The sequence below is a fragment of the Aliiroseovarius crassostreae genome, assembly GCF_049803815.1.
Taxonomy (GTDB): Bacteria; Pseudomonadota; Alphaproteobacteria; order Rhodobacterales; family Rhodobacteraceae; genus Aliiroseovarius; species Aliiroseovarius crassostreae_A.
Map to the genome: position 1 here is coordinate 395119 of NZ_JBNAGI010000002.1, position 17402 is coordinate 412520.

General features: G+C 58.9%; 14 protein-coding genes. 7 read left to right on the forward strand and 7 right to left on the reverse strand.

All coding sequences use genetic code 11. The annotated features are described in order from the left end of the window. The gene (recG, locus tag ACP15V_RS07730) at positions 1-2091 is read left to right on the forward strand and encodes an ATP-dependent DNA helicase RecG (protein ID WP_424943092.1); all 2091 of its coding nucleotides are present in this window, start codon (positions 1-3) and stop codon (positions 2089-2091) included. Positions 2092-2550: 459 nt separating this feature from the next. Here the strand turns inward: recG and ACP15V_RS07735 are convergent, their stop codons facing one another. Together ACP15V_RS07735 and ACP15V_RS07740 are read right to left on the reverse strand one after the other, a co-directional pair. Beyond that, positions 2551-3978 carry a methyl-accepting chemotaxis protein gene (locus tag ACP15V_RS07735; protein WP_424943093.1) on the reverse strand — a complete coding sequence of 476 codons (1428 nt, stop codon included), beginning with the start codon at positions 3976-3978 and terminating at the stop codon, positions 2551-2553. 52 nt (positions 3979-4030) lie between these two features. Then, positions 4031-4471: an iron-sulfur cluster assembly scaffold protein gene (locus ACP15V_RS07740; RefSeq protein WP_424943094.1), complete on the reverse strand. Its 441-nt coding sequence runs from the start codon at positions 4469-4471 to the stop codon at positions 4031-4033. A 101-nt stretch (positions 4472-4572) separates the two neighbouring features. Here ACP15V_RS07740 and hisI point away from each other — a divergent pair, with 101 nt between their 5' ends. Beyond that, positions 4573-4932, forward strand: a complete 360-nt coding sequence (gene hisI / locus ACP15V_RS07745) for a phosphoribosyl-AMP cyclohydrolase (RefSeq protein ID WP_424943095.1) — start codon at positions 4573-4575, stop codon at positions 4930-4932. An 86-nt stretch (positions 4933-5018) separates the two neighbouring features. Here the strand turns inward: hisI and gluQRS are convergent, their stop codons facing one another. The 3 genes from gluQRS to gyrA form a co-directional block, all read right to left on the reverse strand. Next, the gene (gene gluQRS, locus ACP15V_RS07750; RefSeq protein WP_424943096.1) at positions 5019-5897 is read right to left on the reverse strand and encodes a tRNA glutamyl-Q(34) synthetase GluQRS; all 879 of its coding nucleotides are present in this window, start codon (positions 5895-5897) and stop codon (positions 5019-5021) included. Between the two features lie 14 nt (positions 5898-5911). Next, positions 5912-7255, reverse strand: a complete 1344-nt coding sequence (gene trmFO / locus ACP15V_RS07755; protein WP_424943097.1) for a methylenetetrahydrofolate--tRNA-(uracil(54)-C(5))-methyltransferase (FADH(2)-oxidizing) TrmFO — start codon at positions 7253-7255, stop codon at positions 5912-5914. Between the two features lie 99 nt (positions 7256-7354). Beyond that, the gene (gene gyrA, locus ACP15V_RS07760) at positions 7355-10102 is read right to left on the reverse strand and encodes a DNA gyrase subunit A (RefSeq protein ID WP_424943098.1); all 2748 of its coding nucleotides are present in this window, start codon (positions 10100-10102) and stop codon (positions 7355-7357) included. Positions 10103-10362: 260 nt separating this feature from the next. On the opposite strand from gyrA, the gene ctaA reads away from it, so the two are divergent. Both ctaA and ACP15V_RS07770 read left to right on the forward strand, forming a co-directional pair. Beyond that, positions 10363-11505 carry a heme A synthase gene (gene ctaA, locus ACP15V_RS07765; RefSeq protein WP_424943099.1) on the forward strand — a complete coding sequence of 381 codons (1143 nt, stop codon included), beginning with the start codon at positions 10363-10365 and terminating at the stop codon, positions 11503-11505. A 1-nt stretch (position 11506) separates the two neighbouring features. Then, complete coding sequence (locus ACP15V_RS07770) at positions 11507-12985, forward strand: carboxypeptidase M32 (protein WP_424943100.1); 1479 nt, start codon at positions 11507-11509, stop codon at positions 12983-12985. A 157-nt stretch (positions 12986-13142) separates the two neighbouring features. Here the strand turns inward: ACP15V_RS07770 and ACP15V_RS07775 are convergent, their stop codons facing one another. Together ACP15V_RS07775 and ACP15V_RS07780 are read right to left on the reverse strand one after the other, a co-directional pair. Next, on the reverse strand, positions 13143-13364 hold the full coding sequence (locus ACP15V_RS07775) for a hypothetical protein (RefSeq protein WP_424943101.1): 222 nt from the start codon (positions 13362-13364) through the stop codon (positions 13143-13145). A gap of 30 nt (positions 13365-13394) precedes the next feature. Further along, positions 13395-14048 carry an alpha/beta hydrolase gene (locus ACP15V_RS07780; RefSeq protein WP_424943102.1) on the reverse strand — a complete coding sequence of 218 codons (654 nt, stop codon included), beginning with the start codon at positions 14046-14048 and terminating at the stop codon, positions 13395-13397. A 175-nt stretch (positions 14049-14223) separates the two neighbouring features. Here ACP15V_RS07780 and ACP15V_RS07785 point away from each other — a divergent pair, with 175 nt between their 5' ends. The 3 genes from ACP15V_RS07785 (at position 14224) to sufB (ending at position 17399) form a co-directional block, all read left to right on the forward strand. Further along, positions 14224-14685 carry an Rrf2 family transcriptional regulator gene (locus tag ACP15V_RS07785; protein ID WP_424943103.1) on the forward strand — a complete coding sequence of 154 codons (462 nt, stop codon included), beginning with the start codon at positions 14224-14226 and terminating at the stop codon, positions 14683-14685. A 141-nt stretch (positions 14686-14826) separates the two neighbouring features. Beyond that, positions 14827-15870: a cysteine desulfurase family protein gene (locus ACP15V_RS07790; RefSeq protein WP_424943104.1), complete on the forward strand. Its 1044-nt coding sequence runs from the start codon at positions 14827-14829 to the stop codon at positions 15868-15870. A 17-nt stretch (positions 15871-15887) separates the two neighbouring features. Beyond that, complete coding sequence (gene sufB / locus ACP15V_RS07795) at positions 15888-17399, forward strand: Fe-S cluster assembly protein SufB (RefSeq protein ID WP_424943105.1); 1512 nt, start codon at positions 15888-15890, stop codon at positions 17397-17399. Positions 17400-17402 lie beyond the last annotated feature (3 nt).

The following is a 17402-nucleotide window of genomic DNA, read 5'->3' on the forward strand; positions in this document are numbered from 1 at the left end:
ATGTCCGCGCGGCCTGAAATTCTGTTCCCCCTGTTTGCTGATCTTGAAAGCCTGGCCGGGATTGGACCCAAAACGGCCAAGGCCCTTGGGGCGTTAAGGATTGAAGCGCCGCGTGACCTTTTGTTTTCATTACCTTATTCAGGGGTGGATCGCCGATTTCGCGCGTCACTGGCAGAAGTGGAACCCGGACAGGTCGCGACGGTCGAAGTCGAAGTTGTGGACCATCGCCCCGGGCGCAGCCGCCAAGCGCCGTACAGGGTTGTTGTAAAAGATACGCTCACCGTTTTCACCCTGGTGTTTTTTCACGCCAACACAGAGTGGTTGGGGCGACAATTGCCCGTGGGCGAAAAACGTGTGGTGTCGGGCAAGGTTGAAGCCTTCGATGGGCAATTGCAGATGCCACATCCGGATTTCATCGTGCCCCCCGCCGAAAGCGGAAAAATTCCTGACTATGAACCGGTTTACCATCTGACATCCGGGGTGACGTCCAAGGCGATGGTCCGGGCGGTTGGGGATGTGTTGTCGCGTATTCCGGTGTTGAAGGAATGGATTGATCCCGGGCTAATGGACAAGGAGCATTGGCCGGATTGGAACCAGGCGCTGCGACTGGCCCATGCGCCACAGGGAGCCGATGATCTGGCCTATGCGGCGCCCGCGCGGCGACGGCTGGCGTATGATGAACTGTTTGCTCATCAACTGACGCTGGCCCTGGCGCGGTCGAATATGCGGCGCGGCAAGGGGCAGGTCAGTTTGTCGACCGGCGCATTTCAGAAAAAGGTGTTGGATGCGCTGCCCTATGCGCCGACCCAAGCGCAAACTCGCGCCATTGCCGAAATCAGCGATGATATGGCTTCGGGAAAACGCATGAACCGATTGCTGCAGGGCGATGTGGGTGCGGGCAAAACCCTGGTGGCCCTGATGTCCTTGCTGGTCGCCGTAGAGGCGGGTGGGCAGGGGGTGATGATGGCCCCCACGGAAATTTTGGCGCGCCAGCATTTGCAGGGCCTGCAGCCGATGGCAGAACAGGCCGGGGTGGTGGTGGAAATCCTAACCGGGCGCGACAAGGGGGCCGAGCGGCGACGGAAACTGGAGGCGCTGGTGCGTGGGGACATTCATATTTTGGTCGGAACCCATGCGGTTTTCCAAAATGATGTCGAATATCATGATCTTAGGCTGGCGATTGTGGATGAGCAGCATCGCTTTGGCGTCGCGCAAAGGATGCAGTTGGGCGAAAAAGGCGCCGCGGTTGACGTGCTGGTGATGACGGCCACACCGATCCCGCGCAGCCTGGCCCTGGCGCAATATGGCGATATGGATGTGTCGGTGCTTGATGAAAAGCCACCCGGGCGAAAGCCGATCAAAACGGTGATGGTGTCATCATCACGTCTGGAGGAGATTGTCGAAAGGTTGCGCGCCGTGATCCGGGATGGGGCGCAGGCCTATTGGGTCTGCCCGCTGGTGGATGAAAGCGAGGTCATGAACCTGGCGGCGGCCGAGCAGCGCTTCAAACATCTGCGCGCTGCACTTGGCGACGGGGTGGTGGGACTTGTACATGGTCAAATGCCAACAGCGGAAAAAGATGCGGCGATGGCGGCCTTTCAGCGGGGTGAAACCCAGGTCCTGGTTGCCACAACCGTGATTGAAGTGGGGGTGGACGTGCCCAATGCCACCATCATGGTGATCGAAGGGGCAGAGCATTTTGGCCTGGCGCAATTGCACCAGTTGCGTGGTCGGGTTGGGCGGGGCGAAGCGGCGTCAACCTGTGTGCTTTTGTATCAGGCTCCTTTGACGGCCGGCGGTGAAAACCGACTGACCACCATGCGCGATACCGAAGATGGCTTTGTCATTGCCGAGGCCGATCTGCAGATGCGCGGCGCGGGTGATATGATCGGCACGGCGCAATCAGGCCTTCCACATTTCCAGATCGCGGATTTGGAACATCAGGCGGGTTTGATGGCGGTGGCGCAAAAAGATGCGCGATTGCTGCTGTCGCAAGATCCAAAACTGGAAAGCGCACGGGGGCATGCGGCGCGTGTTCTCCTTTGGCTGATGCGGCAGGATCAGGCGATCCGTTTGATTTCAGTCGGTTAGCAAAAATGTTCTGAAAAGTTCACAAATGTTCTTTAAAAGTTCTTTACACGGCGCACGTGATATGAGAACAAAGTGGCAACTAAGGTTAACACCACGATAAGAGAGCAGGAGGAACACCCATGATGAAACAGGTGAAAGACGTACTGTCCCGGTCATCCGCCACCATCTGGCAGGACACGATTGGGGGCATGTCACTGTTGATTGTTCTTTTTGCGTCTCTGCACCTGCCTGGCCTGATGTGAGTTAACCCGAGTTTTGCGGACGGTCCGGTACCTGCATCCTGTCCCAAACTGATGCATTGACGGTTCACTGCCCGTCACCTGTCCCAACGCCAGGGCGTTTGCCTCATTCCCGCCCTGGAACCGGAACACCCGAGCCGCAACTTCCGCCGCCTCCCTGCCAGGAGCGCGGCGGTTTTTTTTGCCAGACCAAAAGGCCGTCAGATCAGCTGCGCTCAGATCAGGCCTTATAGCCCATGCGCAACCCACCCCAATGTTTGCCATTGATATAAATCGGTGCGGACAGGTCTTTCATTAACACAAATTCGCCCCCCCCCATATCCCGGCGATAGACCTGAAGCAGGAAGGGGGCCCGCGAGCGCCCGGCCTTCAATCCAACCCGATCATTAAAAATCACACGGTTGCGACAATTGGCGGTGTTCCACACCGGATCATCGCCCTGGGGCTGGGAAAACTTCTTGTTATGGGTGGGCAGATACCCGTGATCATCCACCGCAGCGCAGAACACAATGGCAGGATTGCTGCTTAATGCGGCTTCAAGCAACGGCGGCAGCACCCGATCTGTCAGCGCGGTAAAGGGCGCGATGACCTGTTGCGGATTGCTGCCCGGAATTGCGGTGTACCGCCGTTCAAACAGGGCAGATGTGCTAATTTCGCCTGCAGATATTGCCTGCTCCAACATCTCTCCCACCTGCGCGGCGTCTTTTTGGACACGGTCGATAAAGGGGAGATCCATTGATTCTCCGCCCAAAACCACAGTGCGCTGGACAATCTCTTCTGACGCATCCACCAGCATATTGGTTTTTTCGGTGACCTGATGCACACCGTCCGCCGTATTGCGGACCGAAGTTTCCATCTCTTGAAAAGTGGGCAAAAACGCTTCGACCGCGTCGCCCACCTTGCCAGCCTGGATCATGATCGTATTGGTCTGATCGCTGGACTGACGCGCCGCATTCGCAATCTGCCCCATGGCTGCATCGGTTTTCTGACTGTCGCTCAGCACCTTTTCCGCCGTCGCCTCGACCTGCTTGGTTTCGTCGTTCAGCTTGGTGATCCGTTCCGACAGGCCGGTGACATTGACCGAAATGAGCTCCGCGGACTTCGCCGTCTTCCCCGAAAGTTCATTGATCGCCTCGGCCACGACGGCAAAACCGCGCCCCGCGTCGCCTGCGCGGGCCGCCTCGATCTTGGCATTGATGGCCAGGATATTCACCTGCGCCGCAATCGATGCAATCTGTTCGTTGGCCGACAATACCGAAGACAGCGCCTCTGCCATTTCTGTCATCTGCCCGGACAGATGTTTGACCCAACCGGCAATATCCTTGGATTGCGCACCGCTTTGTCGGATCATATCGGTCGAGCTTTCCACCGTGTCCAGCGTGGTTTGGGCGCTTTCCATCAGCGTGGTCATGGCATCACGCACCTGGGTATTGGCCTGCAATACCCCCTGTGCCTGCGTCGACAATTGGGTGATCGCGCTTAGCTGACCGGAACTTTTCTGGTCCACATCCTGCAAAAAACCTGCGATATCAACGATATCATGGGCAAGTTTCGACCCTTTTTCGGCAAGATAAGATAGCTCGGCATCGGGTTTTCCCCGATGGGGCGGACCATCAGCCTGGATGTGGAAATCTTGGTTTTCAAGCACGTATTCTCTCCGCTGGACAGAACCGTGCTAACCTGTGAAATTTGAAATCCGGTTAATTTTCACAGCTCATTTCGATGGCCTGCAATGCGGCATCAAAGGCCAGCAGGATCGAAGCATGTCGATTTCGAAATTCCCGGGCAGGGATCAGCACTTCAAACCCGTCAAAGGGATCAGTTGGGACAGGGCCGTTATCGCGCAGCATGGCAGCCAATTGATCACGCCCGCGCTGCAATGTGGCCTGATCCAGCCCGATGATCTCCTTGCCCAACAGCGCGGCAGAGCTTTGCCCGAGGGCACAGGCTTTGACGTTCTGGGCAAATTCCGCAACCTTGCCGTCGCGCATCACCACCTGGGCCGTCACGGTGGACCCGCAAAGCGGCGAGCGCACCTTGGCCTCTCCTTCTGGGGTGTTCAGCTTGCCCAGATGCGGGATTTGCGCGGCCAGGGCCAGGATCTGTTTGGAGTAGAGTTTGATCAGGTCGCTGTCGCTCATCTTGTCCTGCCTTTTGACCGTGTTGCGCGGCATTGTGTGGTGGCGCATGTGGCCATTGCCCCCTACATAGAACCTGGGCCAGAAAATGGAAAGGATGCGCCATGCAATTCGACGCGAGCCAGATGAAATATGATGACAAGGGGTTGATCCCGGCCATTGCGCAGGATGCGGACAATGGCGAGGTTCTGATGATGGCCTGGATGAACCGGGAGGCGGTGGAAAAGACACTGGACACCGGTCGGGTCACCTATTGGTCGCGCTCGCGTCAGTCGTTCTGGATCAAGGGCGAAACATCCGGCCATGTGCAGGAGTTGGTGGATTTCCGGTTCGACTGTGACAAGGATTGCATTCTGGTCACCGTGCGCCAGGAGGGGGCGGCCTGTCACACCTATCGCCGGAGCTGTTTTTACACGGCGGTGCGCGAGGGGGAAGAAGTGGAATTGATGGCGCCGATGACGTAGGTGGCAAGGCTGGGGGCGCTGCCCCCAGACCCCCGGGATATTTATGACCAGAAAATGAGGGGATGGTGTCCGGGGGGGTGCCCCGTCTAGAGCCCGACCATGTCGCGGATATCGCCGGGGGTGGCCCCCTCGGCGCGGAAGGTGGCGATGGCGCGCGCATCATCCCGTTTGGCGAGGCGTTTGCCGGCCGCGTCGCGGATCAGGCGATGGTGGTGGTAGGTGGGTGTGGGCAGGCCGAGCAGGTTTTGCAGCAGGACGTGGATCTGCGTGGCGGGAAAGATGTCTTTTCCCCGGATCACATGGGTGATGCCTTGGGCGGCGTCATCGAGCACCACCGAGAGATGGTAGGACCCTAGGAAATCACGGCGCGACAGGACAATGTCGCCGACTGTTTGGATCATATCCGCCAGCCGGATCTCATGTGTGGCGGGATCGGGGCCGGTTTCGGTGAAACAAAGCAGGGCGTGGCCTGCTTGGGTGAGGGTTTCGACCGCGCGGGCCATATCGAGACGCAGGGCTTCCCCTTCGGGGCGGGTCTTGGGCCGGGGTTTGGTACGGCACGTGCCCGGGTAGATTAGCCCATCTGGGCCACGGGTGGGTTCATTGGCGGGATCCGCACCTTCCTGCGGGGCAGAAGCCGCGACCTGAATGTCTTTGCGGGTGCAGCTGCAGGGGTAGATCAGGCCGCGATCCCATAGATCCTGTAGGGCAGCGCGATAGGCGGGCAGGCGGTCGGACTGGCGCATTGGTTCCGCGTCCCACGTGATCCCAAGCCAAGTGAGGTCGTCATAGATCTGCTCTTCCCAATGGGCGCGCGACCTGGTGCTGTCGATGTCCTCAATCCGCAGCAGGAATTCCCCCCCGGCGGCGCGGGCCATATCATGGGAAAGAAGCGCGGAATAGGCGTGACCCAGGTGAAGCGGGCCGGTGGGGCTGGGTGCAAATCGTGTTTTGAAATCAGACATTTGCACCCGCTCCTTTATGCGAAGTTTTCCAGCCAACCGGACCAGTCGGCCTTGGCCCGATCGGTATAGGCTTTGTAGCGGTCCTTGCGGCCACGGCGCCCACCTTTCAGGCCGTCCACCGGACGAAACAGGCCAAAATTCACATTCATCGGTTGGAAGGTTTTCGCCTCAGCCCCGCCGGTGATGTGATGGATCAGCGCGCCCATCGCGGTGTCCTGCGGCACCGCGGGCAGGTCCATCCCAAGGAGTTCAGCGGCCGCCAAACGGCCCGCAAGCAGCCCCATCGCGGCGCTTTCCACATAGCCCTCAACCCCCGTCACTTGCCCCGCAAAGCGCAGATTTGGCCGTGATTTCAACCGCATCTGATCGTCAAGCAATGTGGGCGAGTTCATGAAGGTGTTGCGATGAATGCCCCCAAGACGCGCGAAACTGGCGTTCTTCAACCCGGGGATCATCTTAAAGACCTCAGTCTGGGCACCATATTTCATCTTGGTCTGGAAGCCGACGATATTATAAAGCGTTCCCAAGGCGTTATCGCGCCGCAGTTGCACCACTGCATAGGGTTTTTCATCGGGCTTATGGGCGTTTGTCAGGCCGATGGGTTTCATCGGCCCAAAGCGCAAGGTCTCGCGCCCGCGTTCGGCCATCACCTCAATCGGCAGACACCCGTCAAAATAGGTGGCGGTTTCGCCCTCATGGAACTCGGTCTTGTCGGCGGCCAGAAGCGCATCAATAAAGGCCTCATATTGGTCTTTGGTCATCGGGCAATTGAGGTAGGCTTTCTGCTCTTCCTCGGTTTCGCCCTTGTCGTAACGCGACTGCATCCAGGCCACGTCCATATCGATGCTGTCGGCATAGACAATCGGCGCAATCGCGTCGAAAAACGCCAGGCGATCCGTGCCGGTTTCCGCCGCAATCGCCTCGCCAAGGGCAGGGGATGTGAGCGGCCCAGTGGCGAAAATCCAATGGCCCTCGGTGGGCAATTCGGTGATCTCGCCATATTCCACCGACACATTGGGTAAGCTGCGCAATTGTGCGGTCACGTCGGCGGCAAACGGATCACGATCCACCGCCAGCGCGCCCCCGGCGGGCAGTTTGTGCCGGTCCGCCGTGGTCATGATCAACCCGTTGGCGGCGCGCATTTCCCAATGCAACAGCCCCACAGCGTTTTGCTCATCATCATCCGACCGAAACGAGTTGGAGCACACCATCTCGGCAAAATCGCCGGTGCGATGGGCAAAGGTTTCCACCTTCGGGCGCATCTCGTGGATCACCACGTCTACGCCCATGTTTGCGGCCTGCCAGGCGGCCTCGGACCCGGCCATGCCGCCGCCCACGATATGAAGTATCTGTGTCATGGGGGGGATATAGAGGTGCGGATGAAGGCGGGCAAGCGTTCAAACGAAAACACCCGCCGCGATTTGCAACGGGTGTTCTCTGGATCTCGGGGAAGGGGCTTAGCTGTCCGCGTTGCCCTCATCGGCGGGTGTATCCACTTCGACCTCTTCGTCTTCGCTTTCCACCACCCGGGCCACCGACACCACGCTTTCGCCTTTGGCGGTGTTGAACACTTTCACCCCGCCGGCAGAGCGCGAGCGGAAGGAAATGCCATTCACCGGGCAGCGGATCGACTGGCCTTTTGACGTTGCCAGCATGATCTGATCGGACAGTTCCACCGGGAAACAGGCGACGATATTGCCGCCCTTCATGGCGCCAACCCCCTGACCGCCACGGCCAGAGACACGGTAATCATGCGACGAGGTCAGGTTGCCCGCGCCGCCTTCGTTCAGCGTGACCAGCAGGTTGTTGGCGGCCAGCATTTCCTGATAGCGCTCTTCCGACAGGTCGCTGACGATCTCTTCGCCCGCCTCATTGTCGTCTGATCCCAATTCGCCACGGAAGCGTTTGATAAAGGCGTTCCGTTCATCGGGGGTGGCGTCGAAATGGCGGATCACCGACATCGACACGACCTCATCCCCGTCATTCACCAGCTTGATGCCACGCACCCCGGTGGACGACCGCGAGTTGAAGACGCGCACGTCAGTGACCGGGAAACGGATCGCGCGACCGGAAGACGTGACAAGCATAACATCATCATTTTCATCACAAATTCGCGCATTGATCAGGCGGGTGTTTTCGTCCTCGCCCTCGAACTTCATCGCGATTTTACCGTTGGATTTCACATTGGTGAAGTCCGACAGACGGTTGCGGCGCACCGATCCTTTCGAGGTCGCAAAGACCACCTGCAGATCGTCCCATTCCTCTTCCGCGCGGTCCACCGGCATGATCGCCGCAATCGACACACCGGTTGGGATCGGCAGGATATTGACCAGCGGTTTGCCCTTGGCGGTGCGGCCCCCCTGCGGCAGGCGCCAGGTTTTCAATTTATAAGCCATGCCATCTTCGGTGAAGAACAGAAGCTGGGTATGGGTGTTGGCAACGAAAAGATTGGTGATCACGTCTTCGTCTTTGGTCTGCATCCCCGACAGGCCCTTGCCGCCGCGCTTTTGCGCCCGGAAATCCGCCAGCGGGGTACGTTTTGCCCAACCCGACGCGGTGATGGTCACCACCATGTCTTCGCGTTCGATCAGGTCCTCATCGTCCATATCGCCGGACCAGTCGACAATCTCGGTGCGGCGCGGAACGGCAAATTGCTCGCGCACCTCCATCAGCTCACCCGAAATGATCGCCATGATCCGTTCGCGTGATCGCAGAATATCCAAGTAATCCCGGATCTTTGCGGCAAGTTCTTGAAGTTCGTCCGTGACCTCTTTCACACCCATCGCGGTCAGACGTTGCAGGCGCAGCTCCAGAATGGCGCGCGCTTGCGTTTCCGACAGGTTATAGGTGCCGTCCTCGTTCATCTTGTGGGTCGGATCGTCGATCAGCTGGATGTATTCCGCGATGTCATGGGCGGGCCAGCGGCGTTCCATCAATTTGGCGCGCGCATCGGCCGGGTCTTGTGACGACCGGATGGTGGCAACCACCTCATCCACGTTCGACACGGCCACGGCCAGACCACAAAGGACATGGCTGCGTTCGCGCGCTTTGCGCAGTTCAAACGCGGTGCGTCGGGTGACAACTTCTTCGCGGAAGGTGATGAAATGGCTCAGGAAATCGCGCAGGGTGAGCTGTTCGGGACGCCCGCCGTTCAGCGCCAGCATATTGCAGCCGAAACTCGTTTGCATCTGCGTGTAGCGGAACAGTTGGTTCAGCACCACCTCGGGCGTTGCGTCGCGTTTCAGCTCGACCACAACCCGCACACCAATCCGGTCACTTTCATCTTGAACGGACGAGATGCCTTCGAGTTTTTTGTCACGCACGCCCTCGGCAATCCGCTCAATCAGGGTGGCCTTGTTCACCTGATAGGGAATCTCATCCAAAACAATGGCATAGCGGTCTTTCCGGATCTCTTCGATACGGGATTTTGCCCGCACGATCACCGATCCGCGCCCTTCGGTATAGGCTTTGCGCGCGCCGGAACGACCCAGCATAATGCCGCCGGTGGGGAAATCCGGGCCGGGGATGTATTCCATCAGGTTTTCCGAGCTGAGATCCGGGTCTTCGATCAGCGCCAGCGTGCCGTCGATCACTTCGCCCAGGTTGTGCGGCGGAATGTTGGTGGCCATCCCCACGGCAATCCCGCCCGCGCCATTGACCAGCATGTTCGGAAAACGTGCTGGCAAAACAGTGGGTTCCAGGTCCTTGCCGTCATAGTTGTCCTGAAAATCAACCGTGTCTTTCTCGATATCCGCCAACAGCGCCGCCGACGGTTTGTCCATCCGCACCTCGGTGTAACGCATCGCCGCCGGGTTATCGCCATCCATCGAGCCAAAGTTGCCCTGACCATCAAGCAGGGGCAGCGACATGGAAAACGGCTGCGCCATCCGCACCAGCGCGTCATAGATCGCGCTGTCCCCATGCGGGTGGTATTTCCCCATCGTATCGCCCACCGGGCGGGCCGATTTGCGATAGGGCTTGTCATGGGTGTTATTTGTCTCATGCATCGCGTAAAGGATGCGCCGGTGCACCGGCTTCAACCCGTCGCGCAGATCCGGGATCGCGCGGCTGACAATGACCGACATCGCATAATCGAGATAGGAGGTTTTCATCTCCTCTTCGATCGAGATCTGCGGCCCGTCATATACGGGACGTTCAGGAGGGGTTTCGCCTGCGTTTTCAGGGGTTTCGGGAGTATCGCTCACGTTGTCCGCCGTTCTGGTGCGTTTCACACAATATCTTGATTGACCTTCTATATCATCGGGGGGGGATGTGGACAACCAAAAGGCGGTCATTCACGGGTGAAATGGACGGTTTTTCGCGCGTCCTTTCACCCATTGAAATCTCTCGTCGTCAGACCTGTCCCCGCAGGGCGCTTTCCCCCTTGGCAATCCGCCCTACATAAAGGAATATCGCGCAAATTTTGCGGCCCGTTCCATACGTCACAGCCAAGGAGAGACCCAGCATGTCCAAGCCCCGCAGCATTTTTGAAGAGGTCAGCGCGGAAGGTGAAAAACCGGTGGCGAAAACCGGCGGGATCGATCGTGGCGGGGCCGGGGGCGGCAATCGGCGCCCGGTGCGGATCTGGCTTGCGACCCTCTTTGTGCTGGTCGCCGCAATGGTGGTGGTGGGCGGGCTGACCCGGCTGACAGACAGCGGGTTGTCGATCACCGAATGGGCGCCGATCACCGGGGCCTTGCCGCCGCTGAACGACGCCGCCTGGATGGCCGAATTTGAGAAATACCAGCAGATCCCCGAGTTCAAACTGCAAAACAGCCATATGGACCTGGCCGCCTTCAAAGAGATTTACTGGTGGGAATGGGGGCATCGCCAGCTGGGCCGTTTCATTGGTCTGGTCTGGGCCGTTGGCTTTCTCGCGCTCTTGTTGACCAAATCCATCCCCACCGGCTGGACGCCCCGCCTGCTTGGCCTTGGCGCCCTTGGCGGGTTGCAGGGCTTTATCGGCTGGTGGATGGTTTCCTCGGGCCTCAGCGGCGACATGGTCGATGTGGCGTCCTATCGCCTCGCCACCCATCTGGGGCTGGCCTTTCTGATCCTGGGCCTGATCACCTGGTATATCCTGACGCTGGGGCGGGACGCCGCCGGGATCATGGCCGCCCGCCGCGCCCGCGAAACAAAGCTCTGGGGCCTGTCCACCGGACTTTTGCACCTCACCGCGCTGCAAATCCTGCTGGGCGCGCTGGTGGCCGGAATTGACGCGGGCCGCAGCTTTGTCGACTGGCCGTGGATGGCGGATCAGTTTTTCCCGCCCGAGGCCTTCAGCCTCGACCCGATCTGGCGCAACTTCTTTGAAAACGCGGGTCTTGTGCAGTTCCTGCACCGGATGGTGGGCTATCTTCTGGTGATCTTCGCGCTGGTGGTCTGGCGCGCCTCGCGCCGCTCGCCCAACGCAAACACCCGCATGGCGTTTTCGCTGGTCACGGTGATGGTGTTGGCGCAGGCCGTGCTGGGCATTGCCACCGTCTTGCAGGCCGCGCCGCTGCATGTGGCGATCACCCACCAGATCGGCGCGATCCTTGTCTTTGTCCTGACCCTGAACGCCCGGTTCCTGGCAGGCTACCCCACAGAACAATCCGTAAGAGGTTGATATGAAATCATATACCGAACTCATGAGCTTTCAACGCGATACACAGGCGTTGCGAGAGGTCGCCGGCCGTCAAGGCTGGGATCAAGAGGTGATGATGCCCGAAGGGGCTGGTGATCAGCGCGCCGAAGAAATGGCCGTGCTGGAGAAAATCCTGCACCAACGCGCCACCGATCCGCGCATTGGCGACTGGCTCGCCACGATCAATGAGGGCGATCTGGATGAGGTTCAGCGCGCCAATCTGCGCCATATTCGCCGGGATTTCACCCGCCGCTCGCGCGTGCCAGAGGCGTTGGCAACCGAGATCGCGCGCGTGACCTCAAAGGCACAACGCCATTGGGCCGACGCCCGCGCCGCCAATGATTTCAACGCCTTCCGTCCAGTTCTTGAAGAGGTGGTCAAACTGGAACGAGAGCGTGCCAGCGCGCTGGCTGATGGTGGCGATCTGTATGACGCGCTGCTTGAGGGCTATGAACCCGGCACCTCGGGCACCGAAATCCAGACCCTGTTTGACGCCATGCGCCCGCGTCTGGTGGCGCTGCGGGATGCCGCGCTTGGCGCGGACCGTCAACCCGAAGCCATCCTTGGCACATACCCTGCCAAAAAGCAGATGAGGTTGGCAAAGAAGCTCGCCAAAACCTTCGGATATGACTTCAATCATGGGCGCTTGGACAAGGCGGTTCACCCGTTTTCATCGGGGTCCGGGCAGGATGTGCGCATCACCACCCGCACCGCCGTAGAAGACCCGTTTAACTGTTTTTACTCGACCATTCATGAGGTTGGTCACGCCTGTTACGAGCTGGGCATTGACGATGCGCATCTCTTCACGCCGTTGGGGTCGGGCGTGTCGATGGGTGTACATGAAAGCCAGTCGCGGATCTATGAAAACCAATTGGGCCGCTCGCGCGCCTTCACCGGCTATCTGTTTGATCAGATGGAGAAGGTCTTCGGCAAAGCCCCAGCCAGTTCGCGCGATGCGTTTTATGGCACGGTGAACCGGATCAACAAGGGCTATATCCGCACCGAGGCCGACGAGGTGCAGTATAACCTGCACATCATGCTGCGCTTTGATCTGGAACGCCGGCTGATCGGCGGGCAGCTGGAGGTGAAGGATCTGGAAGAGGCCTGGAATGCGCGCTTTGCGGCGGATTTCGGGTACGACGTGGACAAGGCCGCCAACGGTGTGTTGCAGGATGTGCATTGGTCGGTGGGGCTGTTTGGTTATTTCCCGACCTATGCTCTGGGCAATATTTACGCGGGCTGTCTCTATGAGGCGCTCCGGTCGGATCTGCCGGAACTCGATGTCAAACTTGCCAAGGGTAAAGCCACCTATGCGACCGATTGGCTGGGGGCGAAGCTTCAGCAATTCGGCGGGCTGCGTGAGCCGGTTCAGACGATCGAACATGCGACCGGGACACCGGTGTCTGTCGAGCCGCTTTTGACCTATCTTGAAGCCAAGTTTGGCGAGATCTACGGGCTTTAAAAACTTTAAACTTTGGCCTGCAACGCTTTAAAGAGTTTAAAGTTTTGCGGATTTGGTCGTAAAAGGTTTAAAGTTTTGTCCTGAGGCGACACAGCAGCCCCCAAAGAAAAGGCGGGGATCCCCCGCCTTTTGCCTGTCGTTTTTTGCGCCTTCAGCGTTAGTCCAATCCGGCGTCCTGCTTGATCCGTTGCAAAAGCTCACGGCCACGTTTCTCCGAACGGCGCACCCGGATCGCGGTCATATAGGCCTCTTCCAGGGTCGACGAGTTGGTGCTCAGCTCGTTCTTGACCTTGGTGATCACGCTTTCATCCCCGGTGGCTTCATACACTTTCAACACATCCTGCGCGAGCGCATCCGCAACCTGTTCGAGAAAATTCATCAGCGGTCTCCTGATCGGGTTTTCAGGGGGTTAGCGGGTGTTTTCCGTCAGGCGACGGCGCACATATTCATCCACACAGGTGATCATCGTGTCCATATGCGGCTCTTCAAAAAAGTGGCCGGACCCTTCGATTTCCGTATGCGTGATGGTGATGCCTTTCTGCTCATGCAGCTTGTCCACCAGCGCATGGGTGTCCGCGGGCGGGGCCACGCGGTCATTGGTGCCGTTCAGGATCAGGCCCGAGCTGGGGCAGGGGGCTAAGAAGCTGAAATCATACATATTTGCGGGCGGAGAGACCGAGATAAATCCGGTGATCTCCGGGCGGCGCATCAAAAGCTGCATACCAATCCAGGCCCCGAAAGAGAAGCCCGCAACCCAGCAATGTTTGGCGTTCGGGTTCATGGACTGCAGGTAATCCAGGGCCGACGCCGCATCTGACAGTTCGCCCACGCCCTGATCATATTCGCCCTGCGACCGGCCCACACCACGGAAGTTGAACCGCAGCACATTAAAGCCCATTTTGTGGAACGCATAGTGCAGGTTATAGACCACCTTGTTGTTCATCGTCCCGCCAAATTGCGGGTGCGGATGCAACACGATGGCAATCGGGGCGTCTTTTTCTTTTTGCGGGTGATAGCGGCCTTCGAGCCGACCTTCGGGGCCGGGAAAAATCACTTCGGGCATTCGTTTTGCTCTCTCCTGTCCGCAGGCCCGGCACTCCTTGACGGGTGGGGGCGCGCGCCATAATACGGGTATGCGCTGGCCTTGGGCGCAAAGCCCTGAGCAAGCACGTCTTTAGTGACCTAGTGGCCCACGCGGGCAAGGTCAATGTTTTTGGCAACCACAGACGGGGGCAGAGATGAAACTCTCGACCAAAGGGCGATATGCAATGGTGGCGCTGGCCGATCTGGCGATGATGCCAGAGGGGGAGCTTTTGTCGCTGACCGATCTGTCAAAACGGCAGGATATTTCGCTGCCTTACCTTGAACAGCTATTCGTGAAGCTGCGCCGCGCGGAACTGGTGCAAAGCGTGCGCGGGCCGGGGGGCGGCTATCGCCTGGCCAAATCGCCCAGTGACATCCGGGTGGCGGAAATCCTGTCTGCGGTCGATGAAACCGTGTCAGCCATGCACAAGGGGGCCGGGGCGTCGGGCGCGTCTTCGGGGTCACGTGCACAATCGATGACCAACCGTCTTTGGGAAGGGCTCTCCGCGCATGTCTATGTTTTCCTTCATCAAACCCGCCTGTCGGACGTGGTGAAAAACGAGCTCACCCCATGTCCCGCCGTGCCAACCCTGTTCTCGGTTGTGGATGACGACTAATCAATCACGTCGTTTTGGCACGACCGGTTTCACCGTTTCGCTCTGCTCTTCTTTAATCGCGGCACGAAGTGATGGGCCGTGACATGGGCCGTGACGAACGACCCGGCGCCCCTTTGACGCAAAACCTGAAAGCCTGATCCAATGACCCGAACTTATCTGGACTGGAATGCCACCACGCCGCTGCGCCCTGAGGCGCGCGAGGCGATGCTGCGGGCGATGGACGTGGTGGGGAACCCGTCTTCCGTCCACGCAGAAGGCCGGGCCGCAAAGGGCCTGATGGAGCGCGCGCGCAAGGATCTGGCCGCCTGTCTGGGGGCAGAGGGGGCGGACATCATCTTTACCTCGTCGGCGACCGAGGCGGCCGCGCTCGCCCTTGCCGGGCAGGATGTGCACTGTGCGGGCGTTGAACATGACGCGGTGCGGTCCTGGTGCGATGAAGATTTGGCCGTGTCGCCGGACGGCACGGTGCACGTCCCTGACCCGGCAGGCGCCACGCTGCAACTCGCCAATTCGGAAACCGGTGTGATCCAACAGTTGCCCGAAGGGCTGCGCCTGACCGACGCCACGCAAGCCTTTGGTAAAATTCCCTTTGCGTTCAACTGGTGCGGGGCGGATATGGCGATTGTGTCCGCGCATAAGCTTGGTGGCCCCAAAGGGGTTGGTGCATTGATCGTCAAACGCGGCACGGATATTGCGGCACAAATCAAAGGCGGCGGGCAGGAAATGGGCCGCCGCTCGGGCACGGAAAACATCATCGGCATCGCCGGATTTGCCGCCGCTGCCCGCGCTGCACAGCGTGATTTGGAGGCTGGAGTTTGCGAACGGATCGCAGGTTTTAGAAAGATTCTAGAAAACGCCATTGCGGAATCAGCAAAAGACACTATTTTTGTCGGGAAAGACGCGAACAGGCTTCCCAACACCTCGTGCTTCATCACTCCGGGCTGGAAAGGTGAGACACAGGTGATGGTGATGGACCTGGCGGGCTTTGCCATATCGGCCGGGTCTGCCTGCTCCTCCGGGAAGGTCAAATCCAGCGCTGTGTTGAAGGCGATGGGGTACGAAGACGGGCTGGCGGCCTGCGCGGTGCGCGTGTCGCTTGGCCCTGAAACGAGTGAGAAAGAGGTTCTGGCATTTGCGGATGCCTGGAGCCGGGAATATGGAAAATTCCGCGCCCGCAAGGGATGACGGATCGAAAGGGTGACATGGCCGGTATTGATGAGCTGAACGTCAAGGAAGGCGTTGAAGAAGAAACCGTCGAGGCGGTGAAATCGCTTGCCGGAAAATACAAATACGGCTGGGAAACCGAGATCGAGATGGAATATGCCCCCAAGGGCCTAAACCCCGATATCGTGCGCCTGATTTCCGAGAAAAACGAAGAACCGGACTGGATGACCGAATGGCGCCTGTCCGCGTTTCAGCGTTGGGAAAAGATGGATGAACCCAGCTGGGCGCTGTTGAACTATCCCGAGATCGATTTTCAGGATCAGTATTATTATGCCCGTCCAAAGTCGATGGAAGAAAAGCCCAAATCGCTGGACGACGTGGATCCCAAGTTGTTGGAAACCTACAAGAAACTTGGCATTCCGCTGAAAGAGCAAGCCATTCTGGCAGGCGTCGAGATGCCTGAGGAAGAGCGTAAAGTGGCTGTGGACGCGGTGTTTGACAGCGTTTCCGTGGGCACCACCTTTCAGGCGGAACTGAAGAAAGCGGGCGTGATTTTCTGCTCGATTTCCGAGGCGATCCGCGAACACCCGGAGCTGGTGAAGAAATACCTGGGATCGGTGGTGCCGGTCACCGATAACTATTACGCGACGCTGAACAGCGCGGTCTTCTCGGATGGGTCGTTTGTTTATATTCCGCCTAACACCCGCTGCCCGATGGAACTCAGCACCTATTTCCGCATCAACGCGGAAAACACCGGCCAGTTTGAACGCACGCTGATCATTGCCGACAAGGGCTCTTACGTGAGCTACCTGGAAGGCTGCACCGCGCCGCAACGCGACACCGCGCAGTTGCACGCCGCTGTGGTCGAGATCATCGTCGAAGAAGATGCCGAGGTGAAATATTCCACCGTTCAGAACTGGTTTCCCGGCGATGAAGAGGGCAAAGGCGGCATCTATAACTTCGTGACCAAACGCGCCGATTGCCGTGGCGACCGATCAAAAGTGATGTGGACCCAGGTCGAAACCGGCTCTGCCGTCACCTGGAAATACCCGTCCTGCATTCTGCGCGGGGCCGAAAGCCAGGGCGAGTTCTACTCGATTGCGATCACCAACAACTATCAGCAGGCCGATACCGGCACCAAAATGGTGCATCTGGGCCGCGATACCAAGTCGCGCATCGTGTCCAAGGGGATCAGTGCGGGCAAGGCGCAGAACACCTATCGTGGTCTGGTCAGCATGCACCCAAAGGCGAAAAACTCGCGCAACTATACGCAATGCGACAGTTTGCTGATCGGTGATCAGTGCGGGGCACACACGGTGCCGTATATCGAGGTCAAGAACAACTCGTCGCGGGTCGAGCATGAGGCGACAACCTCGAAAGTGGATGAAGAACAGATGTTCTATTGCCGCCAGCGTGGCATGGACGAGGAAGAGGCCGTGGCCCTGATCGTCAACGGCTTTGCCAAAGAGGTGCTGCAAGCCCTGCCGATGGAATTTGCGATGGAAGCTCAACAGCTTGTGGCGATTTCTCTGGAAGGGTCGGTGGGGTAACCC

Excerpts from the sequence above, each read along its gene's own strand:
- recG (WP_424943092.1), top strand. The coding sequence starts at position 1 with ATGTCCGCGCGGCCTGAAATTCTGTTCCCCCTGTTTGCTGATCTTGAA.
- ACP15V_RS07740 (WP_424943094.1), bottom strand. The coding sequence starts at position 4,471 with ATGAGCGACAGCGACCTGATCAAACTCTACTCCAAACAGATCCTGGCC.
- hisI (WP_424943095.1), top strand. The coding sequence starts at position 4,573 with ATGCAATTCGACGCGAGCCAGATGAAATATGATGACAAGGGGTTGATC.
- gluQRS (WP_424943096.1), bottom strand. The coding sequence starts at position 5,897 with ATGTCTGATTTCAAAACACGATTTGCACCCAGCCCCACCGGCCCGCTT.
- trmFO (WP_424943097.1), bottom strand. The coding sequence starts at position 7,255 with ATGACACAGATACTTCATATCGTGGGCGGCGGCATGGCCGGGTCCGAG.
- ctaA (WP_424943099.1), top strand. The coding sequence starts at position 10,363 with ATGTCCAAGCCCCGCAGCATTTTTGAAGAGGTCAGCGCGGAAGGTGAA.
- ACP15V_RS07770 (WP_424943100.1), top strand. The coding sequence starts at position 11,507 with ATGAAATCATATACCGAACTCATGAGCTTTCAACGCGATACACAGGCG.
- ACP15V_RS07775 (WP_424943101.1), bottom strand. The coding sequence starts at position 13,364 with ATGAATTTTCTCGAACAGGTTGCGGATGCGCTCGCGCAGGATGTGTTG.
- ACP15V_RS07780 (WP_424943102.1), bottom strand. The coding sequence starts at position 14,048 with ATGCCCGAAGTGATTTTTCCCGGCCCCGAAGGTCGGCTCGAAGGCCGC.
- ACP15V_RS07785 (WP_424943103.1), top strand. The coding sequence starts at position 14,224 with ATGAAACTCTCGACCAAAGGGCGATATGCAATGGTGGCGCTGGCCGAT.
- ACP15V_RS07790 (WP_424943104.1), top strand. The coding sequence starts at position 14,827 with ATGACCCGAACTTATCTGGACTGGAATGCCACCACGCCGCTGCGCCCT.
- sufB (WP_424943105.1), top strand. The coding sequence starts at position 15,888 with ATGGCCGGTATTGATGAGCTGAACGTCAAGGAAGGCGTTGAAGAAGAA.